This is a genomic window from Corticimicrobacter populi, assembly GCF_003123725.1.
GTDB classification, from domain to species: domain Bacteria; phylum Pseudomonadota; class Gammaproteobacteria; order Burkholderiales; family Burkholderiaceae_B; genus Corticimicrobacter; species Corticimicrobacter populi.
The window spans coordinates 247,135-274,035 of the sequence record NZ_QETA01000002.1; the positions used below are offsets into that span (position 1 = coordinate 247,135).

Genomic DNA, 26,901 nt, shown 5'->3' on the forward strand with positions numbered 1-26,901 from the left:
ACCCTAGGCCGATGCGAGACGCATTCCGGGTGAACAGGCACGCTTGCGTGGCGTCGCCGCAGCAGCAAATAGGCGATAATGCGTCTGTTCCCCTGATATCTGCCCGCACCATGAAATTCCTCTCTTCCCTGGCCCGCCCGTTGCGTGCCGTGAGCGGTGGCGTATGCCGCCTGCTGGCCGCCTGCTGGGTATTCCTGTTCGGACGGGTGCAGTGGCAGGCTCCCGCCTGGCTGGCTGCCCTGGGCAGTGGCTTTGCATGGCTGGGAAATGGCATGCGGCGTCGGCCGCGGGTTGCAGGTGCGGCACTGGCCGGTTTGGCGCTGGTGGCCGCAGGGGCCTGGTATGGCTGGCAGTGGTATGAATCCAGGCCGCAGCCGCACACTGTGCAGTACCGCATCGTGGCACCGGAGCTGACCCGCTACGACGAGAACGGCCGCCATGTGCAGCCGCTGCGCGTAGCCTTTGCCGAGCCGGTGGCACCGCTGGAGGCGGTGGGGCAGGTGCTGACGCAAGGTGTGTCCGTGTCGCCGGCCATCGACGGGCAATGGCGCTGGAGCAGCAGTCGCCTGCTGGTGTTCGAGCCGGCAGGCGATTGGCCGGTCGGGCAAAAATATGATGTGACGATGCAGCCTGAGCGGTTGCTGGCACCGGGCGTGTTGCTGTCGTCGGCGCAGGGTACGTTCGAGACGCAGGCCTTCAATGGCTGGATTGAGGCCTTGACGTTCTACCAGGATCCGCAGGACGAGCAGATCAAGCGGGCGGCGGCCACGGTTGCCTTCACCCATCCGGTCGATGAGGAAAGCGTGCGTCGGCGGGTCGCCTTCAACCTGGGCAAGGGCCTGCAATATCAGGCCGGGCAGGCCGCAGAGCCGGCCATCCGCTTTGATGAACAGGGGCTCAAGGCCTATATCCTGTCGGCTGCGCTGGCGGTGCCGTTGGAGTCCGTGCAGGCCGAACTGCGGCTGGACAAAGGTATCAAGGCACGCAGCGGTGGCCCGGCACTGGACAGGGACATGCATCGCGCCCTGACCGTGCCCGGACGCTATCAGCTGGAATTCGAAAGCGGCGGCATCATCTTTGCCGACAATGACCAGGGCGAGCCGGAACCGGTTTTGATGCTGCACAGTACCCGCCCCATGACGGACGACACCATTGCGGCCGGCGTGCAGGCCTGGGTGTTGCCCGTGCGTGCGCGGGATCAGGGCTATTGGGATACGATGGACGTGACCGATGCCGTGCTGGCGCGGTCGTCGCGGATTGCGCTGACGCACGTGCCCAGCATCGAGCCGCTCAATACGCAGCATGCCTTCCGTTTCGATGCGCCGCCGGGACGCCAGATATTCGTGCGGGTCCAGGCGGGGCTGGAAGCCATCGGGGGTTACCTGGCGCGCAATCCGCATCTTGAGGTGCAGACCATGCCGGATTACCCGCGGGTGCTGCGCTTCATGTCCGATGGCGCGCTGCTGGGCCTGTCGGGCGAGCGCCGGCTGGGCTTCATGGCGCGTGGCGTACCGGGCGCGCAGGTGGAAATCGCCCGCATGCTGCCCAATCAACTGCATCATCTGGTGGACCAGGGCAGCGGGACCTTTGCCCGGCCATCCCTGCCGGAATCGTCGTTTGACCGCATGGTCGAGCGCGAGCGGCTGGATATCATGTTGCCGCCCGGTGATCCGGCCAAGACGCGCTACAGCAGTGTGGACCTGGGCGATTACCTGACGGCCCAGGGCGGGCGTCGGGGCGTGTTCGTGGTGCGGATTGCCGCCACCGACGACGAAGATGACCGTACGTTTGTACAGGGCTACGAGGCCCGCGATACGCGTTTCATCGTGGTCACCGACCTGGGCATCATTGCCAAGCGCGCCAGCGATGGCAGCCAGGATGTGTTTGTGCAGTCCATCGGCACCGGCGAGCCGGTGGCGCAGGCGCAGGTCGAACTGGTCGGTCGCAACGGCCTGCCGGTGGCCCGCCAGTTCACCGATGCACAGGGGCGTGCGCACTTTGCCCAACTGGGCGACCTGCGGCGCGAACGTGCACCCCTGATGATCGTGGTCTCTGCCGGTACCGACATGTCGTTCCTGCCGCTGGCCAAGCGCTCGCATTATCTGGATTATTCGCGCTTTGACGTGGGCGGTGCCTACGAGAGTGGCCAGCCCGACCGGCTGCAGGGTTACCTGTTCACCGATCGAGGACTGTACCGCCCGGGCGAAACGGCACACCTGGGCCTGATCGTGCGGCGCGCCGACTGGCAGGGTGACCTGGCCGGCATGCCGCTGGAGTTCCGTGTATTCGATCCACGCGGCATGATGGTGCTGCGCCAGCGCTACAGCCTGTCGGCGGGCGGGTTTGACGAAATGGAGTACACCAGCAGCGAAACCGCTGCGGCGGGGGATTACCAGGCGTCGTTGCACCTGATGGGACCGGATGGCGAAGAAACCGAAATCGGCAGCACGACATTCCGCGTGCGTGATTTCGAGCCGGACCGGATGAAAGTCGGTCTGGATCTGACGGCGCAGCCGGTTGTCGGCTGGGTGCGCCCGGATCAGGTGCAGGCGCGGGTCGAGGCCATGCATCTGTTCGGTGCCCCGGCTTCGGACCGGCGCGTATCGGCCGAGATGCGCCTGGCCCCCGCTTTTGCCGGTTTCGAGCGCTATCGCGACTATCGCTTCCGGGCCTATAACCCGCGCAGCGAAGTCAGCATCGAGAACCTGCCGGACCAGCAGACCGACGAAAACGGCCAGGCCACATTCGACCTGGGTCTGGACCGGTTTGCCGAGGGGACCTACGGCCTGCAATTGCTGACGCGGGTCTATGAGGCAGAAGGCGGACGCAATGTGGCGGCCCAGTCGCGCGTGCTGGTATCGAGCGCGCCCTGGCTGGTGGGCGTGCGCAGCCGCGATGCGCTCGATTATGTGGCGCGAGGTGCCCAGCGCGCCGTGGACTGGCTGGCCGTCGGGCCGGATCTCGAACCGGTGGCGGTCGAGGGGCTGACCCTGGATCTGGTCGAAAAGCGCTATGTATCGGTGCTGGTGCGCCAGCCTGACGATACCTATCGTTATGTCTCGCGGCTCAAGGAAGTGTCGCTGGGCAGCCAGCCGTTTGGGGTGCCGGTGGCAGGCAGGGCCTCGCCGCTGGATACCGGCAAGCCGGGTGACTTCAGCCTGCGGCTGATGGATGCCGAAGGGCGGCTGCTCAATGCCATCGACTATTCGGTTGCAGGTGCCGCCAACATGACGCGTGCCCTGGATCGCAATGCCGAGCTGCAGTTGAAACTCGACCGTGCGCAGTACCGCCCTGGCGACGAGATCGAAATCTCGGTGCGAGCACCCTATGTCGGTGCCGGCCTGATCACCATCGAGCGTGATCGCGTCTACCAGGCGCAGTGGTTCCGTGCCGATACGACCAGCAGCGTACAGCGCATCCGCATTCCCGATGGCCTGGAGGGCAATGCCTACGTCAATGTCCAGTTCGTGCGTGCACCGTCTTCCGATGAGATCTATGCCAGCCCGCTGTCGGTCGGCGTGGCCCCCTTCAAGCTGAGTCTGGAGCGCCGTACACTGCCGCTGGCGCTGACCTCGCCTGAGAAGATAGAACCCGGCCAGACACTGACCTTTTCGCTGGAGAGCGGTCGCCCGGCGCGGGCCGTGGTCTATGCCGTGGATGAAGGTATCCTGAGCGTGGCGCGCTACCGTACACCCGAGCCGCTGGCGCATTTCTTCCGCAAGCGTGCGCTGGAAGTCGAAACCAGCCAGATCCTCGACCTGATTCTGCCCGAGTTCAGTCGCCTGCTGAATGCTGCGGCTGCCGGGGGGGATGGTGAAGGCGTGCTCGATGCGCATCTCAACCCCTTCAAGCGCAAGCGCCAGCCGCCGGTCGCCTGGTGGTCCGGTCTGATCGATGTGCCGGCGGGCCGGTCGCAGTTCAGCTATACAGTGCCGGAGAGTTTTAACGGCTCGCTGCGGCTCTTTGCCGTGGCGGTCGATGCTCAGGGGATTGGTGTGGCAGAAGCTGCCAGCGCCGTGCGCGGGCCGCTGGTGATCACCCCCAACGTGCCGGCGGCTGTCTCGCCGGGGGACCGTTTCGAAGTGACCGCAGGGGTCTACAGCAACCTGGACGCGCCGGCCGAAGTGCGGCTCGAGGTCGTTGCCGACACGGGCCTGGTTCTGGCCGATGGCACGCAGCAGACGCTTACATTGGCACCGCGTCGCGAGCAGACGCTGAAGCTGCAGGTTCAGGCCGGCGAGCAGTTGGGGGCGGCGGCGCTGCGTTGGACTGCTCACCTGCCGGATGGCCGCAAGGTGAGCATCGGCGAGGAAATCTCGGTGCGACCTCTGAGCACGCATCGCGTGACGCTCGATGCCGGCCGTTTTTCGGCAGGCAGCCAGACGCTGGCGCTGTCGCGCAACCTGCATGACGCCTATCGGCAGGTCGGGCTCAGTGCAGCGGCATCGCCGCTGGCCTGGATCAGCGGCCTGTCCCAGTATCTGGGAGACTACAGCTACAGCTGCACCGAGCAGATGGTGTCCAAGGCCATGCCGGCGCTGGTGCTGGGTACCGAGGCGGGCGGCACGACACAGCAGGCTCGCGATGCCTATGCGCAGGCCGAGAGGCTGTTGCGCCAGCGCATGAACTACGACGGCGGGATCGGCATGTGGTCAGCCAGTCTGGCGGCCGACGACATGGCGACACTGTATGCGCTCGATTTCCTGATCGAGGCCCGTCAGCGTGGCCTGGTCGTGTCGGATGACTTGCTGGCGCGTACGCTCGACTATGCCGAAGCACTGGCGAATCGTCCATCCGAAGGCATGGAGGATCTGCGCCTGCGTGCCTATGCCGCCTATCTGCTGACCCGCCAAGGGCGACAGGCCGGGCGGATGCTGGCCGATATCCGTGAACAGTACGAGGTTTACCATGGTGACGCATGGCGTCGAGACCTGGGCGCGGCCTATCTGGCTGCTGCCTATCGCCTGATGCGGGAAGACCGGCAGGCCGACGCCCTGTTCGCCGATGTGCCCTGGCAATTGCTGTCGCCCTGGCAGCGCAGTGGCCAGTACAGCGATCCGCTGATCCATGATGCCGAGCGTCTGACGCTGATGAGCCGGCACTTTGCTGCCGCCCGCAAGAACGTGCCGGATGCGGTGCTGGACCGCATGGGCGAGGCGATTGCTGCACAGCGCTACAGCTCGTATTCGGCCGCATTGCTGGTGCGGGCGCTCGATGCCTACGGCACCCAGGCTGGTGCCGACATGGCACTGCAGGCCAGCGCACGCATGGCCGCCCAGGCTGGCGCGACCGAAGGGCAGCAGATTGCCCTGGACCTGCAGGGCAATCCGCCGCAAGCGACCGTACCGGTGGGCACTCGCCAGGTCGAACTGGAAAAGACGGGGCGGGCACCGGCCTTCTACATGCTGAGCCAGGCCGGCTTTGATCGTGACGTGCCGACCCAGCCGGTATACGAAGGACTGGAGGTGATGCATGCCTATCTGGATCTGGGCGGCAAGCCGCTGACGCGTGCCGAAGTCGGCCAGGAAATGCTGGTGCAGGTGCGCGTGCGGGTGACCGATGACAATCGTTCAGGCCAGGTGGCCGTAGTCGATCTGTTGCCGGGGGGCGTCGAACCTGTCTACCGCATGGCACCGCAGGTCGATGAAAACAGCTCGGGCTACGATGCCGCAGCCGATGAGTCCGGTGAATACTTCGACGAGGAAGGGGGCGAGGGCGGCTGGCGTGCGCCGATCGGCGAACCGGAACGCAGCGACTGGGAACCGGAGCAGGTTGATGTACGCGAGGATCGCGTGATCCTGTATGGCTGGCTGGATCGTCAGGATCGCACCTTCGTCTATCGTGTCCGTGCGGTCAGCGCCGGCGAGTTCGGTATCCCGCCGGCTTATGCCGAGGGCATGTACGATCCGACGCTGCAGGCCCGCGGTGCCGTGGGCCGGCTGGAAATCGTCCAGCCATGAGGCGTGCTGGGTGGTGGCGTCCGGCGCAAGGGCCGCCACCTCCAGCTTCGGACTTGCAGCAAACACTGTCATCGCGCCGCCGAGGCTGGCGCTGGCTATATGGTGTGCTGGTGGTGGCGATTGTGCTGGGACTGGTCGTCGTGGGGGTACGGCTGTGGCCGGGGCCGGGCCTGTTTGCCGAAGTGGCTTTTTCACGCCAGGTGCTTGCCGCCGACGGCAGTCTGCTGCGCATGACCCTGGCCCCGGACCAGCAATACCGGGAGCATGTGCCGCTGGCCGATATTCCCGACAGTATGGTGCAGGCCATGTTGCTCAAGGAAGATCGATATTTTTACTGGCATCCGGGCATCAACCCGGTGGCGCTGTTGCGTGCCGTGCGCGAAACCTATGGTGGCGGGACGCGCATGGGGGCTTCCACGGTCACCATGCAACTGGCGCGCCGGCTCTACGGCCTCAATACCCGTACCGTGGGGGGCAAGTTGCAACAGATGGCGCTGGCGCTCTGGCTTGAGTTGCGTCATGGCAAGGATGAATTGCTCGAGGCTTATCTCAACCTGGTGCCCATGGGTGGCAACATCGAGGGGGTCGGCGCGGCCAGCCGACTGTATTTCGGCAAGCCGGCCAGCCGCCTGTCGTTATCCGAGGCACTGGCGCTGGCGGTGATGCCGCAGCAGCCGACCTGGCGCAGTCGCTCTGGTGCAGCGCAGCGGCGGGCGACCGAAGCATTGCTGCAGGACTGGTTGCAGGCCTATCCCGATGATGCCCGCAATGGCGGTGCCCTGGCACTGGAACTGCCGCCCGCGACGCAGCGACGCCTGCCGTTTTCCGCACCTCATTTCAGTGATCACCTGCTGGCCAGCCGCAGTGATACCGTGTTGCAGACCACGCTGTCTCCGGTACTGCAGCGGATGGCAGAGACAACCGTGCGGCAGTTCGTGCGGCAGCAGGCCAGCCGGGGCGTGCGCAATGCAACGGCGCTGCTGCTGGACAGTCGTGACCTGTCGGTCAAGGCCTGGGTCGGCTCGGCCGACTATTTCGATGTCTCTATCCACGGCCAGGTCGATGGCATACGCGCTCGCCGCTCGCCGGGCTCCACGCTCAAGCCATTCCTGTACGGGCTGGCCCTGGATCGTGGCCTGATCCATCCGCTCAGCATGTTGCGGGACATTCCGACGGCATTCGGGTATTTCCAGCCGGAGAATTTCGACGGCAAGTTTGCCGGGCCGCTGACCGCGCGTGATGCCCTGATCCGCAGCCGCAACATCCCTGCCGTATGGCTGGCCAACCGGCTGGGCCGGCCCGGCCTGCATGATTTGCTGGTGAGGGCAGGGGTCAGCGGCTTGCGAGAAGAGGCGCATTACGGCCTGGCGCTGGCCCTGGGGGGCGGGGAACTGACGCCGCTGGAGCTGGCACAGCTCTATCTGGCGCTGGGACGTGATGGCCGCGCTGTCCGCGCCCGGATGCTGCAGGGCGATCCTGCGACGGTGGGCGAAACACTGATGTCGCCAGGCGCGTCCTTCATGGTGCGCGACATGTTGCGCTACAACCCCCGCCCGGATGGCTTGCCTCCCGACCGGCGGGGTGCGCAATGGCCCGTGGCCTGGAAAACCGGTACGTCGTGGGGGTTTCACGATGCCTGGAGTGCGGGTTTGATCGGCCCGTACGTGCTGGTGGTCTGGGTCGGCAATTTCGATGGGCGGGCCAATCCTGCATTCATTGGTGCCCAGATGGCTGCGCCGCTGTTTTTCCGGCTGGCCGATGCGCTGGCGGCCATCGGGCCGCGTGTCGACTGGCGTGATTCCCCCCCGCAGGGCGTCGAGGCGGTACAGGTGTGCCGCGCTTCGGGCGACCTGCCTGACCGCTGGTGTCCGCAGACCGTGCCGTCCTGGTTCATGCCCGGCGTGTCGCCCATTCGTGTGTCCACGCTGCATCGGCCGGTACGTGTCGATGCAGCCGGACGGGCCGTGTGCGGACCGCCGTTTCCTGAGGGCAGCCGCCTTGAGGTGTTCGAATTCTGGCCGGGCGAGATGCGGCGTCTGTTCGATGCCGCCAGCGTGCCGCGCCGTCATCCGCCCAGCCTGCCGGCATGCGGGACGGGCCATGCGCAGGTGGCAGGTGATCCGCCGTCGATCCTGGCACCATTGCAGGGCGTGACCTACAGGCTGGGCAGTGCCGAGCAGGAAGCCGGGCTGCTGCTGCGCGCCTCGGCCGACAGCGCAGCCACGCGCCTGTACTGGTTTGCCGGCCAGTCGTACCTGGGGCAATCGGCACCTGGCGAAGGACTGGCCTGGCATCCGCCGCGCAGCGGGGCTTACCGGTTGCGGGTCAGTGATGATCTGGGGCGCAGTGCCGAAAGACAGGTGCAGGTCGAATTGGGGGCGTAGGCCGTATCAGGCCGCTGGATCGAAAATGTCTTCGATGCTGGCATGACGCGCCCTTGTTCGATCAGCGAAAAGGCAATCTACCGGATCGCCATGCCCTTGAAAATTGGACAAAATTGTCACAGGGGGGCCGAAATTGACTTACCCTCTGACACGTTTTGTCGGTGCTGGCGCAGTTACAATTTTCCGGCTTCCGGCATGGCCGGACCCTATGCAGCATTGCTTATCCCTTTCATGAGGCGAGAACGAGATGACTCCACGGACTCAATACCGATCCGGGCAACGCCGTGTATCGCGCAGGCTGCGCGGCAGCGGCCTGCTGGGCGTGCTCATGTTCATGCTGGCGGGCACGGCCGTGGCGCAGGACTGCGTGCGCGACAGTTCGGTCGAGCAGGCAGGGTTCGGGGTCACGCTGCGGATCGACAACGATATGTTCGGCTGGGACGACCAGGATCAGAACTACACCAATGGTTTGCTGTTGTCGGTGGTGTCGCCCAATCTGACCGATTTCAGCAATGATCCCTGCCAGCCGGCCTGGATGCGCAAAACCAGCCATTTCCTGCGCTGGCTGCATCCCGAGGCGACCGATCTGCAGAATGTGGTGTTCAGCCTTGGTCAGGGTATGTTCACGCCCGAGGACCGCTATCGCTCCGATCTGATCGAGGATGATCGCCCGTATGCCGGTGTGCTGTTCGTCAGTGCCGGCTACAACGCACGTGCTGATGATTTGCTGCGTACTACCGTACTGCGCCTGGGCGTCGTCGGCCCCGCCGCGCTGGCGGGCAAGACGCAAAGTGAATGGCATCGCATCATCGGTGCCGACCGCTTCAAGGGATGGGACAACCAGTTGCACAACGAGCCGGTTTTCCAACTGATCCACGAGCGTACCCGTCGCTGGCAGCCAGCCGAGGCGCGCCGGGGCTGGGGGTGGGATGCCTCGACGCACTGGGGGGGCAGCCTGGGCAATCTGGCCACCTATGCCAACGTGGGTGGAGAGATCCGTTTTGGCTGGCGCCTGCCGGATGATTTCGGCAGTTCGCCGTTGCGGCCCTCGGGCGAGAACATGGCACCACAGCCGCGCGGTGAACGCAACAGGGGCTGGGGCGGGCACCTGTTTGCCACAGTGGATGGGCGCTGGATGGTGCACGACATTACGCTGGACGGCAATACCTTCCGCAACAGCCACAGCGTACACAAGCGGCCTTTTGTGGCGGATTTCGGGTATGGGTTGGCTGTCACGTACGGACCATGGAAGGTGGCGTTTGCACGCTATCACCGTACCCGCGAATTTGACGGCCAGGGGGATCGGCCGGTGTTCGGCAGCATGACGATCAGTCGGGTATTTTGATCGCCTGCATGGCTGGGAAACAGGTGGTGATCTGCTTGTTTTTCAGCCATGCAGGGTGTTGGATGTTGCTCAGAAACTGTATTTGGCTGACAGGATGAAGCTGCGCGGCGCGCCATAGGTGCCGTAGTTGCTGGAGACGGTCGAGAAGTAACGCTTGTCCAGCAGGTTGTTGACGTGCAGCGCGGCCGACAGGTGCTTGCTGATGTCGTAGCGTGCCATCATGTTGACCAGTGTCACATCCCCCTGCCGGTAGTCGAACGTGCTGTTGCTGCTGATGGCGCTTTGCCAGTTGATGCCGCCACCCAGTGTCAGCCTGTTCCAGGCACCCGGCAGGCGATAGGTCGTGAACAGTTTGATGCTGTGCAGCGGCAACCGTGTGAGGGTGCGCTCTCCCTGGGCGTCCTCGGTTCGGGCATAAGCATAGCCGGCGCTGGCCTGCCAGCCTTCTGCCAATTCTCCATTGAGTTCGAGCTCTACGCCACGGGTTCTGGTCTTGCCGTGGATATCGTAAATGTAGGCATCGCTGTTCCAGACTGCCAGGTTGGAGATATCCATTTGGAACAGCGCCAGGCTGGACGTCAGGCGGCCGTCATAGAAATCGGCCTTGATGCCGGCTTCGTAGCCTTCGCCCTGCTCGGGGTCAGGCGATGTGCCCGGCGCGTTGTAGATGAATACCCGCCCGTCCTGGGGCTGGAAGATTTTTGTATAGCTGCCGTAGACCGACCATGTGTCGTTGAGAGCATAGACCAGTCCGACATAGGGGACGAACACATTTTCCTTGCGTTCGGTGGGGGTCGATGCCTGGGTACGTTTCCAGTGCGTGCTCCGGCCACCGAGCAGCAGGCTGGCAGCGTCGCTGAGTTGGAAGCGTGCGTTCAGGTAGGCGCTGTACTGGCGTTCTCGCGAATCCGATTCGCCTGTCTTGAAGAAAGTGGGTGTGGGGGCTGTCGCAGCCCAGTCAAAGATATTGAAGTCGGCCGGATAGTTCATCCAGTCGTCCTCGTAGCGGTGGGTCCTGGCACGCTCGCGCGAGAGTGTGACGCCGGCAATCAGTTCGTGCTCGCGCCCGAACAGCGAGAATGCGCCGCTGACATACGCGTCCAGGTTTTCCTGGCGGTTTTTGGTGCGCCAGTGGAAGGGCCAGAGCTCCATGCCATTGCCGGTTCCGGCATCGATGGAGTCGGTGATGCTTTGGGTGACGGCATCGTCGCGGTACTGCGCCTGGCTGTATTCGATCTTGCTGACCCAGCCGGATTCGAAGCGATGCTCGACTGAGGCGAAAAAGCTGTTCAGCGCATTATCGTAGTAGTTCCAGTCGGGAGTACCATTATCCGCAGGCGACAGCGGAATGCGCTCGCCATTGGTGAAGAAAATAGGGTATCCCACGATGGTCGAGTCGGTGCGCTGACTCAGGTGGTTGAAACCGATGGTCAGCAATGTACGGTCGCTCAGGTCGAGTTCGCCGATGCCATAGAGTGCGATGTTTTTCTGGTCGAAGCGATCAACCCAGGCACCTTGTTTGTTGTAGTCGGCAACGAGGCGGGCGCGGGCCGTACCACTTTCGTTCAGGGCGTTGGAGACATCCAGACCGAATCCATGGCGCTGCCAGTTACCTGCCTGGGCCGTCATCGATATCTGACGCGTGGCGGTCGGACGCTTGCGGATCAGGTTGACCGTTGCTGCGGGCGTACCCAACCCATTCATGATTCCGGTGGCACCCCGCACGATCTCGATGCGATCGTAGGCCGCAGTATTGGCCAGGAAGGGGCCGACCGCCAGCGAGGTCGGTACGCCGTCGATCTGGTAATTCTGCAGGTAGGAGCCGCGGGCGTAGATGTCGCTGCTGTCTTGCCCCTGCCCGACGAATGTTCTTTGCACGATGATGCCTGGCGTGGCATCAAGCGCGTCCACCAGCGTTTCCAGTTTCTGGTCATCCAGTCTTTGCCGCGTCAGTACGGTAATCGCTTGCGGGGTTTCCTGTGGTGTCAGGTTGAGGCGGGTCGAGCTGCTGGTTGACCAAGTCGTGTAGGAACCGGTGCCTTCGGTGGTGGAGCCCGAGGCCTTGCCGGAAATGGTAACGGTGTCGAGTTGGGTGGCGTCTGCCGGGATGATGGCATAGCCATGCTCGCCATTCTGCTGGAATGTCAGGCGGCTGCCCGCGAGCAGGCGACCCAGTGCTTGGGTGACCGAGAACCGTCCGGTCACCGTGGGTGCCTGGCGTTGCTCGCTGACAAGGTCGCCAGCGGCAAAAATCTGTATGCCGGTCTGCTTCGACAGATCATGCAGGGCGCTGCCCAGGGGCTGGGCAGCCAACTGGATATCGAAAACCGTTTCGGCATGCGGGGCTGTTTCCTGTGCCAATGCGGGTCGTGGCACTGCTGTGTAGAAGGCCAGAGCGCTGCACAACAAGGCCGTGATGGGAAGCAGCCGGTGATGTCCGGCCGGGGTTTGTAAAGGCATGCTATCTCCTGCTTTAGGGGGCACGGCCATTGCACCGTGCGTGTCATGACAGAAGACGTGCAAGTCCGGAAAATGGAGACAGGTCTTTGGTGATACGCCCTGGCGTCAGGAAGTCCGTACCGCCAGGCGTAGACTGCCATCTGGGTGCGTCACGATATTCAGCGGCAGAATGACGGGCAACGCACGCAGCAGGCTGTCCGGGTCGTCGGTACGAAAGCGTCCTGTCAGCCGCAACTGGCCGGTGCGTTGATCCTGCAGGATCAACGGGGTGAGGCGATAGGCATTGATGGTGGGGAGGGCATCATCCAGTCGTGCATTGTCGAAAATCAGCCAGCCGTCGCGCCAGGCTGCAACCTGCTCCGGATTGACTTGGCTGGACTGGGCGACGCCTGTTGTGCGTATTGTCAGTGCCTGGCCCTGATACAGGTCAATGGCGGGTGGCGCGAACAGGGGCAGGCGGCGTATGCCCGCAGCACGAGGCGCAAAGCGGACATGGCCATGCTCGACCTCGATGGCAACGGCATGGGTGCGCACAGATACACTGAAGGCCGTGCCCAATACTTCGATATCGCCGGCCTGGGTGCGCACCCTGAATGGACGTGCGTTGTCCTGTGCAATCGCAAAATAAGCCTCGCCCTGCTCCAGGGTGGCAGTGCGTTCGGCGCGGCTGAGCGAAATCTGGAGCCGGGTGGAAGGGGCCAGCACAATGTGGCTGGCTGTTTGCCCGTCCGGACCATCGGGGACCGCGAACGACTCGGGAAGCAGGCTGGTATTGTCGAGCGCACTGACGAATTGTGGCGTGTGCCGGTATGCCCACCAGCCGCTGCTGCCGAGCAGACCCGTGATGCCTGCACCGGCCAGGTAGGCCAGCAACTGGCGGCGCTGCGGACTGCGCCTTCCGGCCGCGGGCGCATCAAACTGTTCGCGCAGTTCGGGGGCCAATTGGGCCAGCATCTGCCAGCGGTGATGCGCCTCGATACAGGCGGCGGCGTTTTCCGGAGAGCGTGCACGCCAGCGTGAGAGCGCATCTTCTGCCTTGGCGGCAGCCTCCGGCACATCGATCGCGGCGCGCGCGATGAGTGCCAGTGCCTTTTCTACGCGCTGTTCGTCGATCCTGTCGGGCATGGTTGCCTGGTGGCTATTCACGGATACCCGCGCTGCATTCGCCAGGCTCGATGTGCTCGGGGAGATTGGCATGCAGCATGGCAAATACGCGAGCACAGTCGAGTGTGGCGCGAACGACGTGTTTGGCGACCGTGCTTTCCTTGATGCCGAGGTGAGCGGCAATCTCTGTTCGGCTCATGCCGTAGGCACGAAACAGGATGAATACGTTGCGTCGCGCCGTGGGCAATTGCATGAGTTGCGTGACGACCCGCTCGATGATCTGCCGCTGGGCGGCCAGGTACTCGGCCGCTGGTGCGAACCGTGTGGCAGGTGAGGCATGCGATGCCAGCTCGGCCCAGTTGCGGGCTGTTTTCTGGCGCCGGTAGTGATCGATGCACAGATTATGGGCGATCCTGTAGAGCAGGGCCCGTGGCGACTCTACCTGCAACTGACGCTGTGTTTGCAGGGCCTGCAGCATCTGCTCATAGCTGCTTTGCGTGATGTCCTCGGCATCGCTGCGGCTCCCCAGCTTGCCCGTCAGAAAACGGTGCAGTTCGCGGTAGCAGGCCAGTGCATCGACAATGGGGGAAGCAGGAGAGGACACGGTAGCAGGATGCTTTGAAGTGGATTAAGAACCATTTTTATTGTAGTGTATGTTCCTGATTTTTCCGTGGAAACAGGTAAGACGTGGCAGATATGCTGCGTCTGTCGGGTCGCCACGCACCGGAAAACAGGTAGGTGGCTACCTGTTTTCCGGCCGGAGGCATGCCGCTGTCGCTGCTGCCATGGCGACCATGCTGCATGAGTTAGGCTGCTGCGGCCTACTCGGCGTGATAAATTTCCGCGCCTTTCTTTACGAACTCGATGGCTTTTTCCTGCATCCCGCGCTGCAGCGCCGCCTTTTCCTCGACGCCCAGTTTCTCTGCGTATTCGCGCACGTCCTGAGTGATTTTCATGCTGCAGAAGTGCGGGCCGCACATCGAGCAGAAGTGTGCCACCTTCATCGAGTCCTTGGGCAGCGTCTCGTCGTGGAACGCCTTGGCCGTGTCGGGGTCCAGGCCCAGGTTGAACTGGTCTTCCCAGCGGAATTCGAAACGTGCCTTGGACAGGGCGTTGTCGCGAATGGCGGCCCCCGGATGGCCCTTGGCCAGGTCGGCGGCATGGGCGGCGATCTTGTAGGTGATGATGCCGTCCTTGACGTCCTTCTTGTTGGGCAGGCCCAGGTGTTCCTTGGGCGTCACATAGCACAGCATGGCGGTGCCGTACCAGCCGATCAGTGCCGCGCCGATCCCGGAGGTGATGTGGTCATAGCCGGGGGCAATGTCGGTGGTCAGCGGCCCCAGCGTGTAGAAGGGGGCTTCGTGGCAGTGCTCCAGCTGCAGATCCATGTTTTCCTTGATCATCTGCATCGGTACGTGGCCCGGGCCTTCGATCATGACCTGCACGTCGTGCTTCCAGGCGATCTGCGTCAACTCGCCCAGGGTTTTGAGTTCGGCGAACTGTGCTTCGTCGTTGGCATCCCAGGCCGAGCCGGGACGCAGGCCGTCGCCCAGCGAGAAGCTGACGTCGTAGGCCTTCATGATTTCACAGATGTCTTCGAAACGCTCGTAGAGGAAGCTTTCCTTGTGATGTGCCAGGCACCACTTGGCCATGATCGAGCCACCGCGCGAGACGATGCCGGTCATGCGGTCGGCGGTCATGGGGATGAAGGGCAGGCGCACGCCGGCATGGATGGTGAAATAGTCCACGCCCTGCTCGGCTTGCTCGATCAACGTATCGCGGAAGATTTCCCAGGTCAGTTCCTCGGCCTTGCCATCGACCTTTTCAAGTGCCTGGTAGATGGGCACGGTGCCGATGGGGACTGGCGAGTTGCGGATGATCCATTCGCGGGTTTCGTGGATGTGTTTGCCGGTCGAGAGGTCCATGACGGTGTCGCCGCCCCAGCGGATCGACCAGGTCATCTTTTCGACTTCTTCGTGGATGCCGGAACTGACTGCCGAATTGCCGATGTTGGCGTTGATCTTGACCAGGAAGTTGCGGCCGATGATCATCGGCTCGATCTCGGGGTGGTTGATGTTGGCCGGAATGATGGCACGGCCCCGGGCAATCTCGTCGCGCACGAACTCGGGCGTGATGGCCCCCGGAATGGCGGCACCGAACGACTGGCCGGGGTGCTGGCGCAGCAGTCGGCGCACCAGCTTCTCGCCATCGGGGCCGCTGGCACGCAGTGATTCGATGTACTGCTCGCGGCGCAGGTTCTCGCGGATGGCAATGAACTCCATCTCGGGTGTGACGATGCCACGTCGGGCATAGTGCATCTGGGTCACGTTCTGGCCGGCCTTGGCGCGGCGCGGCGCGCGCTGCAGCTGGAAGCGCATGGCGGCCAGCTTGGGATCGGCCAGCCGCTCGCGGCCATAGTCACTGGTCGGGCCGGACAGCAGTTCGGTATCGCCACGCTCTTCGATCCAGGCCTGGCGCAGCGCAGGCAGTCCCTTGCGGATGTCGATGCGGGCGTCGGGATCGGTGTATGGGCCACTGGTGTCGTAGACCGTCAGCGGCGGATTCTTTTCACCACCGAACAGGGTTGGGGTGTCGTCCTGGCTGATTTCGCGAAACGGCACCCGGATATCGGGCCGGGAGCCGGTCTCGTAAATCTTGCGCGAACACGGCAACGGTGCGACGGCGGCGGAATCGACGGTCGCATCGGCAGCGAGGAAGGGGGTCTGGGTTTTCATGGCACGCTCCAAGGAAAGGTCTGGAGCCGAGCGGAAATCTGTTCCCTGGCATGACGGTTGCAGCATGAGGTCAGGCTGGCTGACACTTTTGTCTGGTGACCGGCAGTGGTGGTAACCTGAACGGATGCCTTGTTCCTGTCTGATCAGGGCTGGGCATCCTGCAAAGGAACCGGGAACGCGCTTCCAGCGTCGGCATTATCCGTACTGGTGCAAAGGGACTCTCTCAACCCGGCTGCAGCATGACTGCAGCCAAGTACCCCTGCGTTGTGAGCGAAGTATAGCGGATCAGCGCGAACCGTGGCGTTTTGCGCAGGCTTCGATAAATGTACGGACCAGGCTTTCGAGAATCTGGCGATCGGCCTGACTCAGCGCGGACAGGCTGGCTGGGTCTATCGAGGGAAAGGGCCAGAGCTGGGTCGCTTGCCAGCTTTCTGCCGCATAGGTGGTTTCGGGTTCTTTGAGCGGCGGTGGTTGTTGACTGCCGGGAGGCGTGCCCCGACCACTATCGAGCCAGCGAGGGTCGATATTGAGTGCGCTGGCTAGCGCGATGAGTGCCCGGCTGGAGTGACGCTGGTCGCTCTCGTAGTTGCCGACGGCACTTTGAGAAAGACCGGCGATCCTGGCTAACTGCTGTTGAGTCAGCCCGCGCAGCTTGCGCGCATGCCGTAGTCTGCTTCCGAATGTATTCACCCCCTAATTGGACAATCAAGCGCAATCACTTTGGTGTTTTTTGATGATTTCCTGTGGTGTGATCGCTGTTTATGAGGTGGCACGGGGGCAGTGTCTCGTTTTTCCCTGTAGGCAAAGAAAGGATGGGCAATTTTGGTGCATGGAAACGGCCCTTTTTCTCAGGTGGCCGCCATGGTGGGATGTGGAAATCTGTTAGACTGAATAACACTATCGTGTTTATTTGGGGGCGCGTGTGAGGCGACATATCGAGATAGGCAGGGCGGGTGAGGGGGGCTGCGTCATCATGCATGATCCCGATGGCTGGCTGGACAGGATGGAGGGGCAGCCCTTGCCCGTCTGGCTTGAGGCGCATGGTGTGGATGTGTTGCGCAGTCGCAGTGTGCAGGAACTGCATACGTTGCGCGCCGGTCATGAGCACGCCTGCGTCGCGTTGTGGGGGCTGGCAGGCAGCAGCCTGTTCATGGTGGCGGAATTGCGGCTGGAGCGTGCCGGAGCCGGCATCGTATTGCTGATGGCCCCTGAGTCGGCCCAGGATCGTGCCCATGCCTTGCTGGCCGGCATCGATTACTGCCTGCCGGGTAGGCCGGACCCGTCCGAGCTGCTGTCGGTTTTGCAGGCGCTGCGGCGAGCGCGGAGCTGGCAGTCGAGCTTGGTTCCGCTGCAGTTTGCCGCCTCGGCCCCGATTGAAAAGGCAGCGCCAGCCGTTGTCCCTGCGGACAAAAGCTGGTGCCTGGGGGATTCGGGATGGCAACTGCACAGTCCGGAAGGGCCGGCTCTGCGCCTGACGGTCATGGAGCGCATCCTGCTGCAAGGGTTCTTCCGAACCGATACAGGTTATCTGAGCCTGGAGGAACTCTACCGGTTGCTGAGCAGCGAAGGTGTTGCAGACATGCCGTTGACTGGAGAGGCGGTCTGGCTGGAGCAGCGTTTTGTCAGCCGGATGCATGTCCTGGTGTTCCGGCTGCGTCGCAAGGCGGGCAAGGCCGCGCTGAAGTTACCCCTGCACTGCGTCAGGGGCAAGGGCTATATGTTTGCGGCTTCTTTCGAGCCCTATCGGGCGGCGGTGTCTATTCCCTGAACGGGATGTCCCGTGTCAGTGCACGACCATGTTGTCCCGGTGCATCAGCTCGGGTTCAGTCATGGTGCCGAGGATATCGGCGATGTCATTGGATGCATGGCGCATGATGCGGCGCGTATCGCTGGCCGAGTAGTTGATCAGGCCGCGCGCATATTCGCGGCCCTCTGCATCGACGCAGGCCACGGCGTCGCCACGCCGGAAATTGCCTTCGACAGCGGTGACGCCAATCGGCAGCAGGCTTTTGCCATGGTGGCTCAAGGCCTCGATGGCACCGGCATCAAGCACGACCTTGCCGCGCAGCCGCAACTGGTCGGCCAGCCATTGCTTGCGGGCAGAGTGGATCGCCATGGGGGCATGCAGGGCGGTACCGATGGCTTCGCCTGCCGCCAGACGCAGCAGTACATCGCTTTCCCGACCCGAGGCAATCACGGTGTGCGCGCCGCTGCGGGCTGCGCGCTTGGCGGCCAGGATCTTGGTCAGCATGCCGCCGGTACCGATGCTGCTGCCGGCACCACCAGCCATGGCTTCCAGAGCCGGGTCTCCGGCTTCTCCATGGTGTACGAAGCGGGCATCCGGATTGGCGCGGGGGTCGGCGTCGTACAGGCCTCGCTGGTCGGTCAGGATGATCAGCGCATCGGCTTCGATCAGGTTGGTGACCAGCGCACCGAGGGTGTCGTTGTCGCCGAATCGGATCTCGTCGGTAATGACGGTATCGTTCTCGTTGACGACCGGCACGACGCCCAGCTCCAGCAGCGTGAAAAGGGTGGAGCGAGCATTCAGGTAGCGCTGCCTGTCGCTCAGGTCTTCGTGGGTGAGCAGGATCTGTGCCGTACGCAGGTGGTGCTCGTCGAAGGCTTCTTCATAGGCCTGAGCCAGGCCCATCTGCCCCACGGCTGCCGCTGCCTGCAGTTCATTGATGGCGGCTGGCCGGCGCGGCCAGCCCAGGCGCGACACGCCCTCGGCGATGGCTCCGCTCGATACCAGCACGATCTGTTTGCCTTGTGCCGCCAGTTGTGCGATTTGCTGCGTCCACTGTCGTACCGCCTGCCTGTCCAGGCCCTTGCCGTCGTTGGTAACCAGGGATGAACCGACTTTGATGACCAGGCGCCGTGCGTGGGTCAGGGTGGCAGAAGTGGCGGAGGAAGACATGCTGAGCAGTAAACGGCAGGTGGGTAAGGATGTGACGGTCGCCAGGGCAGGCCGATGCGGGATGTCTGCAGGCGCGCCGGGCGTGACCGGCGCGGTGACTTGCAGTTTCTCAGGGAGCCTGGCGATCCGGGTCGAAGCGGGGGTCGAGATTGATGCCGTCGGCTTCGTCCTGGGCACGTTGTTCGGCGGCTTTGGTCTCATCCAGGTATTTTTGCAGCGCCCAGACCAGTTCCTGCGTGCCGTCGCCATTGAGTGCGGAGATGCCGAATACCGGGCCCTCCCAGCCGAGTGCTTCGCACAGTCGGCGCTTGGCATCTTCGGGATCGGGATTGACATCAAGCTTGTTCAGCACCAGCCAGCGCGGCTTGGCGTACAGATCGGCATCGTAGCGGCGCAGTTCTTCGACGATGGCCTGGGCCTGGGTGATGGCCTCGGGAACCGGGTCAACGTCGGGATCAGGCGAGGACATGTCGACCAGATGCAGCAGCACCCGGGTCCGGGCCAGGTGGCGCAGGAACAGGTGGCCCAGGCCGGCACCTTCTGAGGCACCTTCGATCAGGCCGGGAATGTCGGCCACCACAAAGCTGCGCGAGGCCGATGTGCGCACTACGCCCAGATTGGGGTGCAGCGTCGTAAAGGGGTAGTCGGCGATCTTGGGCCGGGCATTGGAAATCTTGCTGATCAGGGTGGACTTGCCCGCATTGGGCAGGCCCAGCAGGCCGACGTCGGCCAGTACCTTGAGTTCGAGGCGCAGACGGCGTTGCTCGCCTTCCTTGCCGTAAGTGAACTGGCGGGGTGCGCGATTGATGCTGGATTTGAAGTGCAGGTTGCCCAGGCCGCCGCTGCCGCCGGTGGCCAACGTGACTTCTTCGCCATGCTGCTTGAGGTCGAACAGCAGTTCTTCTGTGTCTGCATCGAAGATCATGGTGCCGACGGGCATGCGCAGGACGATATCGGCTGCTGCGGCACCGTACTGATCCGAACCGCGTCCGTTCTCGCCATTGCGGGCGCGCTGCAAGCGCGCATAGCGGAAGTCGATCAGGGTATTGATGTTGCGGTCGGCGATGGCGGTGATGCTGCCGCCCCGGCCGCCGTCGCCACCGTCAGGTCCGCCCTTCGGAATAAATTTTTCGCGGCGAAAACTGGCGCAGCCGTTGCCGCCATTGCCGGCAATGACCTCGATGGTCGCCTCGTCAACGAATTTCATGGTGTTTTATCTGTGAAGGTCGGAACTGGAAGGCTATTTTGCCTCAAAATACAAAACCCTGCCGCATGCGGCAGGGTTTTGATGTCTCGTCGAGACGCTGCAGCCTGATGGCTGCAACCATGCAGCCGGAATTACTCGGCAGCAGCGACGATGGAGACGATCTGCTTGTTCAGGTGGCCCTTGAAGCCGAACTGAACCGTGCCGTCAACCAGTGCGAACAGGGTGTGATCCTTGCCGATGCCGACATTGACGCCCGGGTGGACGCGGGTGCCGCGCTGGCGCACGATGATCGAGCCAGCGGGGATCAGTTGACCGCCGTAGGCCTTGACGCCAAGTCGTTTCGATTCTGAGTCGCGGCCATTCCGGGTTGAGCCGCCGCCCTTTTTCTGTGCCATGTTTTAGCTCCTGCTAATGATGGTTGACCGTATCTGCAATCAGGCCGTGATGGCTTCGATGCGGATTTCGGTGTAGTTTTGACGGTGGCCTTGATGCTTCTGGTAGTGCTTGCGACGGCGCATCTTGAAGATCTTGACCTTGTCGTGGCGACCGTGCGCAATAACCGTTGCCTTGACCAGGGCACCGTTGACCAGAGGCGTACCAACTTGCAGTTGCTCGCCTTCGCCGACGGACAGAACCTGATCTAGCGTGATTTCTTGCCCAACGTCTGCCGGTATCTGTTCTACTTTGAGTTTTTCGCCAACGGTAACGCGATACTGCTTGCCGCCGGTTTTTATGACCGCATTCATGGGATAGGACCTCGTAAAAAATGCTCGGCACTTTGCCGAACTCGCTATTCTACACTCGATACTGGATTTTTGGCAATGTCAAGTGTTGTGGGGCGGATCAAGCGCCTCAACTCCAGTCGAACGTGATCAGCACAGTCCGCTCTTGCGGTTCAAAGAATACGAGGATGCTGTCTGCGCCATGGCGTCGCCATGGGTAGCCCGCTGTGCTGGCGATGAAGCGAAAGGGGCGGCCATCCTGCCAGCGTGGGAAGACGTTGTCGCTGTCGCCGCTGTCCAGAATGAAGGCCGACGGGATCTCAGGCGTATCGCTCCAGTTGCCGTAGCCGGTCGTACCACCCAGTTGCTCGATCAGGGGCTGGCCGCATTCAAGCGGATCGCGGCCATGCATGATGTCGGGATAGCGCTCTCGGTCATATTCGCTCTTGCAGCGTGTCGGGTCGTCGGGATGGGGCCAGTCCAGGATGCCGTTTTTCAGCCAGCGGGCGTGAGAGGCTGAAAATGTGGCGTGTTCTTCCTGATAGTAGCGGGCCAGTTGCTCGCGAGCCTCCTGTTCCCGCTTGATGCGAAAGGGATGGGTGGCGACCAGCGGGGCATCCAGGCCGAAGTATGTGCGTTCGCCCAGGAAATGGTAATGGCCTGTCTCGTCCTGCCGGAAAGCGATCCAGTTGGGAGCGGTGAAAGGGGTGTGGGTGCCTTCTTCGCCAAGATAACCGTCCAGGGGTTCGATCGGGCTGACGAGGTGCAGCCATCCCTGCCAGGTCGGATCGATCCGGCCCAGATCGACTGACACCAGTGCATTGAAATAGTGCGGCAGCCAGGGTTGCTCAGGGGAAAAGACCTCGGCAGGGTCCGGAAAGGCGCGCAGCCAGGGCTGTGCCTGCCGGATGTCCTGGCAGGGAATGTCGGGATGCATGTCGTTGTCTGTAGATGCCATGGGGGCTTGGATGGTGGAGGGCTCACACCCGCTGGAAAGCCTGCATGCCGTGCATGCAGTATTGCAGGAAACGGTTGGCGGCAGGTGACAGGTGGCGGCCGGCACGGGTGATCAACTGGACTTCGGCATGGCCCAGCGCGGCACTGTGCACCGGGATGGCATGCACCCGGCCCTGGGCCAGTTCAGTGGAAACGGAGCAGCGGGGCAGCAGGGTGACACCCTGGCCGCTGGTGACGAAGCCGATCGCCACGCTGATCAGGTTGGTCGTGAGTGCCGCTTTCAGGTGGATTTTTTCGCTGCGTTCGGCATGGTCAATCAGTTGCCGGATGCCGTAGATGCCATGCAGCAGTGCCATCGGCCAGGCCGTCAACTCCTGCAGCGAGGTCTGTTGGGCATGGCGCAGCGGATGGTTGGGGCCGATGATGGCATGCATGGGCTGCAGGGCCGTGCCCCGCGAGACGATATGCGCGTCGGCCGGAGCGTAGTACACCAGCCCGATCTCGGCTTCGTCCTCGCGTACGCGGCGCATGATTTCGGTGGTACCGAAGATATCGAGCGATATCGACACGCCGGGATGCTGCTGGCGGAACTGCTGGATCGGACCGGCGATCATCTCCTGGGCAAAGCCTTCGCCGCTGACGACCGATATCGAGCCGCTCTGCAGCCCGCGCAGCGACTCGATCTTGGCCAGCATGTCGTGGCGGTGGGCCATGTGCTGTCGGTAATAGTCGATCAGCAATTGGCCGGCGTGCGTGGGGACCACGCCCTTGCGATGGCGCTCCAGCAGGACGGCATTGAGTTCTTCTTCCAGCAGGCTGACCTGACGGCTGATGGCCGACGGGGCGATACCCATTTTTTCTGCCGCGGCGCGCACCGAGCCACAGGTGACGGCTTCGTAAAGATAACGGGCGCGTGCGTCATTGAAGAGTTGCATGGAGTATCCTGCCGGAGAGTGATGCCTAGGGTAACTACTTATGTTCTGTTTATTAGAACAAAATTTTGAAATACGGATATAAACACATTGATATAGTTAGCGCGCCGCATGGAGAGGCTTGTCCTGTCGGCGGTTGCAATTTTATCTATTCTTGTCAACAACGCCGGGCATACGATGCTGTGGCGATATAGGGGAAGTAAATGAGTACTGCCGCTCATCAAGCAAAAGAGCCGCTGGATCTCGGTAGCGTAGCGCAAATCTTCGGGCTTGCGCTGGTCATCGCGGCGCTGTCCGAGTGGTTCGGGCCGCTGCCTATCGAACTGGGGATCGGCAAAGTGGTGTTGCTGCCCATGATCTGGGCGCTGCTGATTGGCCTGACGATCGGCTTGCTGTCCAAGCGCATGCCGGGACCGCTCAAGATCAGCCTGCAGAGTCAGCACCTGGCCGCAGCCATCCTGTCGTCGGCGCTGTTCCTGTTTATCGCCAAGCTGGGCCTGCTGGTAGGCGGTTCGCTGCCCAAGCTGGCCGAAGCTGGCTGGGGCCTGGCGCTGCAGGAAGTCGGTAACCTGGTCGGGTGTATCCTGCTGGGCATGCCGGTTGCCCTGATGCTGGGTATCAAGCGTGAGGCCATTGGTGCCACCTTCTCGATCGGTCGTGAGCCGGGCCTGGCGATCGTGGGCGAGCGCTTCGGCATGGATTCCCCCGAAGGTCGTGGTGTGCTGGCCGAGTACGTGACCGGTACCCTGATCGGTGCAATCTTCATCTCGCTGCTGGCCGGCTTCATCACCAGCCTGAATATTTTCCACCCGTTGGCCCTGGCCATGGGTGCAGGCGTGGGTTCGGGCAGCATGACGGCTGCCGCCGTTGGTGCCATCGCTGCCCAACAGACGCCTGAAATGGCCAAGGATGTTGCTGCCTTTGCTGCCGCCGCCAATCTGATCGCCACCACGCTGGGTACCTACCTGACGCTGTTCATCTCGCTGCCGCTGGCCGTGCGTGCCTACCGCTTCATGGAGCCCATCCTGGGGCGCAATCGCAAGAGCGTGTCCATCGAGGATGAGGATGCACCGGCCGTCAAGCTGGAAGTTGCCCACACGCCCAACCTGGGCCTGGGTATGCGTATTGCCTCGTGGCTGCTGGTGGGCTTGATGGTCCTGATTGGCAACCGCATCGGTTACGGCACCTTGATGATCGAAGCGCTGCCGGGCGTGGCCATCATCATCCTGGCCGTGCTGGTGGGCGACCTGATCTATGTCGGCACCAAGCGCAAGCTGCCTGCGGTCTGCTGGATTTCGTTCATCGCCATGGCCATGACCTTCCCGCAGACGCCTTATGCGGCCGAAATCGCCGAGCTGACCGGCAAGGTCAGCTTCCTGGCCCTGATCACGCCGATGCTGACGTTTGCCGGCCTGTCGCTGGCCAAGGACATCCCGGCCTTCCGTCGCCTGGGCTGGCGCATCGTGGTAGTTTCGCTGATGGCCAATGCCGGCGTGTTCCTGGCTGCTGCCGCGATTGCACAGTTCTTCGTGCATACGCTGTAAACAAGGGCGGGTGATAGCGCCTGTGTCCATGTGTACAGGCTGAGCCCGCACTGCTGAACCGGGTGCATTGCAGGCACCCGCCATTTTCGATTCAAGTTTCAATCCAAGTTCCGAGTGGACCGGCTTTGCCCGGTCTGCCGGGCGGGTTCATCCATAAGAAAAGGAGCAGGCATTATGACGAACGTAGGTGTGATTGGTCTGGGCAACATGGGTGCCGGCATGGCGCTGTCGGCAGCGCGGGCTGGCCTGAAGGTGACGGGCTTCGACCCGGCCACCACATCGCGCCAGGCACTGCTGGATGCCGGCGTGGCGCTGGTGGACGATATCGCAGCGCTGTCGGCCCAGGCCGATGTGATCGTGCTGTCGTTGCCGACGTCGGACATCGTCGAAAAAGTGGTGTTGGGCGAGGGTGGGCTGCTGGCGCAGGCTCGTGCAGGACAGATCGTGCTGGATACGTCCACGGCCGATCCGGCCAGTACGGCGCGCATCGCACAGGCACTGCAGGGCAGTCCGCTGCGTCTGGTGGATGGCCCGGTCAGTGGCGGCCCCAAGGCGGCGCACAGTGGTGCCATGACCATGCTGCTGGGCGGCGAAGCGGCCGATATCGATACGCTGGCACCGGTACTGGAGGCACTGACGGCCAAGCGGGTGCATGTCGGCCCGGTGGGCGCAGGGCACTCCGCCAAGCTGTTCAACAACCTGCTGTGCGGCATCAATCTGATTGCCGCAGGCGAGGCGATCCGCGTCGCCAAGGCGGCCGGCCTGGATGTCGAGCAGATCCTCAAGGGCGTCAATGCCGGCTCCGGTCGCAGCGGCGTGACCGAGGTCAACTGCCCGACCTGGATTCTGAACGATGCCTTCAACTCCGGCTTCACCATGAAGCTGATGCGCAAGGACCTGCGCCTGGCCGCTGCCATGATCGAGCAGAGCGGTGCTGGCGCACCACTGTCGCGCGAGGCGCTGCGGCTGTGGGCCGATTCGGCTGCCTCGGTCGATGATGCCGAGGATTTCAACCGTATCGTGGCCTACGAAGAGCGGCCCTGATTATCCCGATGTAGACCGTATCCGTTGCCCGGGCGAGCGTGCGCTTCGGGCGGCGAACCGAAACAGACAAGCAAGGAGCAAGAAATGAAAGATCGTATTCTGCAGGCTTTCCGTGTGTTCTTCCCGGATGCACAGACCGTGGGTTCGTATGTGGGCGGCAGCCTGCTGGTGGGGCAGGGCGACGAAGTCGTGCTGCGCAATGCCGCAACCGGCGAGGAAACGCTGCGTTACGCCGACGCCGGTGCCAGCGTGGCACAGGCCGCCGTCGAGGCTGCGCGCCAGGGCCAGCGCGAGTGGTGGGCGCTGTCGCATGCCCAGCGCGGTCGCGTGATGTACGCAGTGGGCCAGGCCGTGCGGGCCCAGGCCGAGCCGCTGGCATTGCTCGAGTCGCTGACCAGCGGCAAGCCGATTCGCGATTGTCGTGGCGAGGCGCTGCGCGTGGCGGAGATGTTCGAATACTACGCAGGCTGGACCGACAAACTGTATGGCGACGTGATCCCCGTGCCCAGCGGCCACCTCAACTACACGCGCCGCGAGCCCATCGGCGTGGTGCTGCAGATCACCCCCTGGAATGCTCCGGTGTTCACGGCCGGCTGGCAGATTGCGCCGGCCATCGCCACCGGCAATGGCGTGGTGCTCAAACCGTCGGAACTGACGCCGTTCAGCTCGCTGGCGCTGGCCGCCATCGCCGTGCAGGCAGGCGTGCCGGCCGGGCTGGTCAATGTGCTGGCCGGCTATGGTCAGACGATTGCGCCGGCCGCGCTCGAGACGGCGCAGGTCGGCAAAGTGGTCTTTGTCGGTTCGGTGCCGACCGGTGCGCGCATCGCCGCACTGTCGGCCGAGCATCTGGTGCCGTGCGTGCTGGAGCTGGGCGGCAAGTCGGCCAATATCGTGTTCGACGATGCCGACCTGGATCGTGCCTGCCTGGGTGCGCAGGCAGCCATCTTCTCCGGTGCAGGCCAGAGCTGCGTGTCGGGCTCGCGTTTGCTGGTACAGCGCACGGTGCATGACAAGCTGGTGGAAATGCTGATCAATGGTGCCGGACGCCTGCGCGTTGGCGATCCGCTCGATGCGACGACCGAAGTCGGCCCGATCTGCAATCAGCGCCAGTTCCAGCATGTGCGCAACTGCATCACGGCCGCGCTCGCAGAAGGGGCCACGCTGGCTCTGGGCAGTGCCGAGCCGGGCGATACCGGTTACTTTGTGTCGCCCACCGTGCTGACCGGCGTGAACAATCGCATGGACGTGGCGCAGAACGAGATCTTCGGCCCGGTGGTCGCGGTGATTCCGTTCGACACCGAGCAGGAAGCCATCGAGATCGCCAACGACAGCCGCTTCGGCCTGGCCGGCGCGGTCTGGACACGTGATGTCGGTCGTGCCCACCGGGTGGCGGCGCAGGTGCAGGCAGGGACCTTCTGGGTCAACGGCTACAAGACCATCAATGTGGCCTCGCCCTTTGGCGGCTATCGCCAGAGCGGCTATGGTCGTTCCAGCGGCCTGGATGCGCTCAAGGAATATACTCAGCTCAAGAGTGTCTGGGTCGAGACGGCTGCCGAACCTGCGGCACCGTTCGGTTATCTGTAAGCAGCA

At 63.2% G+C, this 26,901-nt stretch carries 18 protein-coding genes; 7 read left to right on the forward strand and 11 right to left on the reverse strand.

The features are described 5' to 3' along the window. Positions 1 to 110: 110 nt before the first annotated feature. From DD235_RS06450 to DD235_RS06460, 3 genes are all read left to right on the forward strand, one after another. On the forward strand, positions 111 to 5,960 hold the full coding sequence (locus DD235_RS06450) for an alpha-2-macroglobulin (protein ID WP_162300428.1): 5,850 nt from the start codon (positions 111 to 113) through the stop codon (positions 5,958 to 5,960). Next, positions 5,957 to 8,344, forward strand: a complete 2,388-nt coding sequence (pbpC, locus tag DD235_RS06455; RefSeq protein ID WP_109061244.1) for a penicillin-binding protein 1C — start codon at positions 5,957 to 5,959, stop codon at positions 8,342 to 8,344. Before DD235_RS06450 ends, pbpC begins: the two co-directional genes overlap by 4 nt. A 247-nt stretch (positions 8,345 to 8,591) precedes the next feature. After that, positions 8,592 to 9,689, forward strand: coding sequence for a lipid A deacylase LpxR family protein (locus DD235_RS06460; protein WP_164497337.1), 1,098 nt, complete (start codon positions 8,592 to 8,594; stop codon positions 9,687 to 9,689). 69 nt (positions 9,690 to 9,758) lie between these two features. On the opposite strand, the gene DD235_RS06465 is transcribed toward DD235_RS06460, so the two are convergent. From DD235_RS06465 to DD235_RS06485, 5 genes are all read right to left on the reverse strand, one after another. Beyond that, complete coding sequence (locus tag DD235_RS06465; RefSeq protein WP_109061245.1) at positions 9,759 to 12,149, reverse strand: TonB-dependent siderophore receptor; 2,391 nt, start codon at positions 12,147 to 12,149, stop codon at positions 9,759 to 9,761. Positions 12,150 to 12,254: 105 nt separating this feature from the next. Then, positions 12,255 to 13,295, reverse strand: a complete 1,041-nt coding sequence (locus DD235_RS06470; protein ID WP_162300429.1) for a FecR family protein — start codon at positions 13,293 to 13,295, stop codon at positions 12,255 to 12,257. Then, a complete protein-coding gene (locus tag DD235_RS06475; protein ID WP_109061247.1) occupies positions 13,288 to 13,857 on the reverse strand; it encodes an RNA polymerase sigma factor in 570 nt (189 codons plus the stop codon). The genes DD235_RS06470 and DD235_RS06475 overlap by 8 nt, the downstream gene beginning before the upstream one ends. Before the next feature lie 217 nt (positions 13,858 to 14,074). Then, on the reverse strand, positions 14,075 to 15,988 hold the full coding sequence (gene thiC / locus DD235_RS06480) for a phosphomethylpyrimidine synthase ThiC (protein WP_109061248.1): 1,914 nt from the start codon (positions 15,986 to 15,988) through the stop codon (positions 14,075 to 14,077). A gap of 285 nt (positions 15,989 to 16,273) precedes the next feature. Then, a complete protein-coding gene (locus DD235_RS06485) occupies positions 16,274 to 16,678 on the reverse strand; it encodes a helix-turn-helix domain-containing protein (RefSeq protein ID WP_109061249.1) in 405 nt (134 codons plus the stop codon). A gap of 283 nt (positions 16,679 to 16,961) precedes the next feature. Here DD235_RS06485 and DD235_RS06490 point away from each other — a divergent pair, with 283 nt between their 5' ends. After that, a complete protein-coding gene (locus tag DD235_RS06490; protein ID WP_109061250.1) occupies positions 16,962 to 17,756 on the forward strand; it encodes a response regulator transcription factor in 795 nt (264 codons plus the stop codon). A gap of 15 nt (positions 17,757 to 17,771) precedes the next feature. Here the strand turns inward: DD235_RS06490 and proB are convergent, their stop codons facing one another. From proB to DD235_RS06520, 6 genes are all read right to left on the reverse strand, one after another. Next, positions 17,772 to 18,905 (reverse strand): glutamate 5-kinase, encoded by a 1,134-nt coding sequence (gene proB, locus DD235_RS06495; protein ID WP_109061251.1) that lies wholly within the window; start codon positions 18,903 to 18,905, stop codon positions 17,772 to 17,774. Positions 18,906 to 19,014: 109 nt separating this feature from the next. After that, positions 19,015 to 20,112, reverse strand: coding sequence for a GTPase ObgE (gene obgE, locus DD235_RS06500; RefSeq protein WP_109061252.1), 1,098 nt, complete (start codon positions 20,110 to 20,112; stop codon positions 19,015 to 19,017). Positions 20,113 to 20,243: 131 nt separating this feature from the next. Beyond that, complete coding sequence (gene rpmA, locus DD235_RS06505) at positions 20,244 to 20,507, reverse strand: 50S ribosomal protein L27 (protein WP_109061253.1); 264 nt, start codon at positions 20,505 to 20,507, stop codon at positions 20,244 to 20,246. A gap of 39 nt (positions 20,508 to 20,546) precedes the next feature. After that, entirely contained in the window at positions 20,547 to 20,858 is a 312-nt protein-coding gene (gene rplU / locus DD235_RS06510; protein WP_109061254.1) for a 50S ribosomal protein L21, read from the reverse strand. Positions 20,859 to 20,964: 106 nt separating this feature from the next. Beyond that, positions 20,965 to 21,792 (reverse strand): hypothetical protein, encoded by an 828-nt coding sequence (locus DD235_RS06515; RefSeq protein WP_109061255.1) that lies wholly within the window; start codon positions 21,790 to 21,792, stop codon positions 20,965 to 20,967. Positions 21,793 to 21,814: 22 nt separating this feature from the next. Beyond that, the gene (locus DD235_RS06520) at positions 21,815 to 22,726 is read right to left on the reverse strand and encodes a LysR family transcriptional regulator (protein ID WP_109061256.1); all 912 of its coding nucleotides are present in this window, start codon (positions 22,724 to 22,726) and stop codon (positions 21,815 to 21,817) included. Between the two features lie 200 nt (positions 22,727 to 22,926). Here DD235_RS06520 and DD235_RS06525 point away from each other — a divergent pair, with 200 nt between their 5' ends. The 3 genes from DD235_RS06525 (at position 22,927) to DD235_RS06535 (ending at position 26,895) form a co-directional block, all read left to right on the forward strand. After that, on the forward strand, positions 22,927 to 24,267 hold the full coding sequence (locus tag DD235_RS06525; RefSeq protein ID WP_109061257.1) for a DUF3100 domain-containing protein: 1,341 nt from the start codon (positions 22,927 to 22,929) through the stop codon (positions 24,265 to 24,267). Positions 24,268 to 24,441: 174 nt separating this feature from the next. Beyond that, the gene (locus tag DD235_RS06530) at positions 24,442 to 25,311 is read left to right on the forward strand and encodes an NAD(P)-dependent oxidoreductase (RefSeq protein WP_109061258.1); all 870 of its coding nucleotides are present in this window, start codon (positions 24,442 to 24,444) and stop codon (positions 25,309 to 25,311) included. An 84-nt stretch (positions 25,312 to 25,395) separates the two neighbouring features. Further along, on the forward strand, positions 25,396 to 26,895 hold the full coding sequence (locus DD235_RS06535) for an aldehyde dehydrogenase family protein (protein ID WP_109061259.1): 1,500 nt from the start codon (positions 25,396 to 25,398) through the stop codon (positions 26,893 to 26,895). The last annotated feature ends 6 nt before the right edge of the window (positions 26,896 to 26,901 follow it).

Excerpts from the sequence above, each read along its gene's own strand:
- DD235_RS06450 (WP_162300428.1), top strand. The coding sequence starts at position 111 with ATGAAATTCCTCTCTTCCCTGGCCCGCCCGTTGCGTGCCGTGAGCGGT.
- pbpC (WP_109061244.1), top strand. The coding sequence starts at position 5,957 with ATGAGGCGTGCTGGGTGGTGGCGTCCGGCGCAAGGGCCGCCACCTCCA.
- DD235_RS06460 (WP_164497337.1), top strand. The coding sequence starts at position 8,592 with ATGACTCCACGGACTCAATACCGATCCGGGCAACGCCGTGTATCGCGC.
- DD235_RS06465 (WP_109061245.1), bottom strand. The coding sequence starts at position 12,149 with ATGCCTTTACAAACCCCGGCCGGACATCACCGGCTGCTTCCCATCACG.
- thiC (WP_109061248.1), bottom strand. The coding sequence starts at position 15,988 with ATGAAAACCCAGACCCCCTTCCTCGCTGCCGATGCGACCGTCGATTCC.
- DD235_RS06490 (WP_109061250.1), top strand. The coding sequence starts at position 16,962 with ATGCATGATCCCGATGGCTGGCTGGACAGGATGGAGGGGCAGCCCTTG.
- proB (WP_109061251.1), bottom strand. The coding sequence starts at position 18,905 with ATGTCTTCCTCCGCCACTTCTGCCACCCTGACCCACGCACGGCGCCTG.
- obgE (WP_109061252.1), bottom strand. The coding sequence starts at position 20,112 with ATGAAATTCGTTGACGAGGCGACCATCGAGGTCATTGCCGGCAATGGC.
- rpmA (WP_109061253.1), bottom strand. The coding sequence starts at position 20,507 with ATGGCACAGAAAAAGGGCGGCGGCTCAACCCGGAATGGCCGCGACTCA.
- rplU (WP_109061254.1), bottom strand. The coding sequence starts at position 20,858 with ATGAATGCGGTCATAAAAACCGGCGGCAAGCAGTATCGCGTTACCGTT.
- DD235_RS06515 (WP_109061255.1), bottom strand. The coding sequence starts at position 21,792 with ATGGCATCTACAGACAACGACATGCATCCCGACATTCCCTGCCAGGAC.
- DD235_RS06520 (WP_109061256.1), bottom strand. The coding sequence starts at position 22,726 with ATGCAACTCTTCAATGACGCACGCGCCCGTTATCTTTACGAAGCCGTC.
- DD235_RS06525 (WP_109061257.1), top strand. The coding sequence starts at position 22,927 with ATGAGTACTGCCGCTCATCAAGCAAAAGAGCCGCTGGATCTCGGTAGC.
- DD235_RS06530 (WP_109061258.1), top strand. The coding sequence starts at position 24,442 with ATGACGAACGTAGGTGTGATTGGTCTGGGCAACATGGGTGCCGGCATG.
- DD235_RS06535 (WP_109061259.1), top strand. The coding sequence starts at position 25,396 with ATGAAAGATCGTATTCTGCAGGCTTTCCGTGTGTTCTTCCCGGATGCA.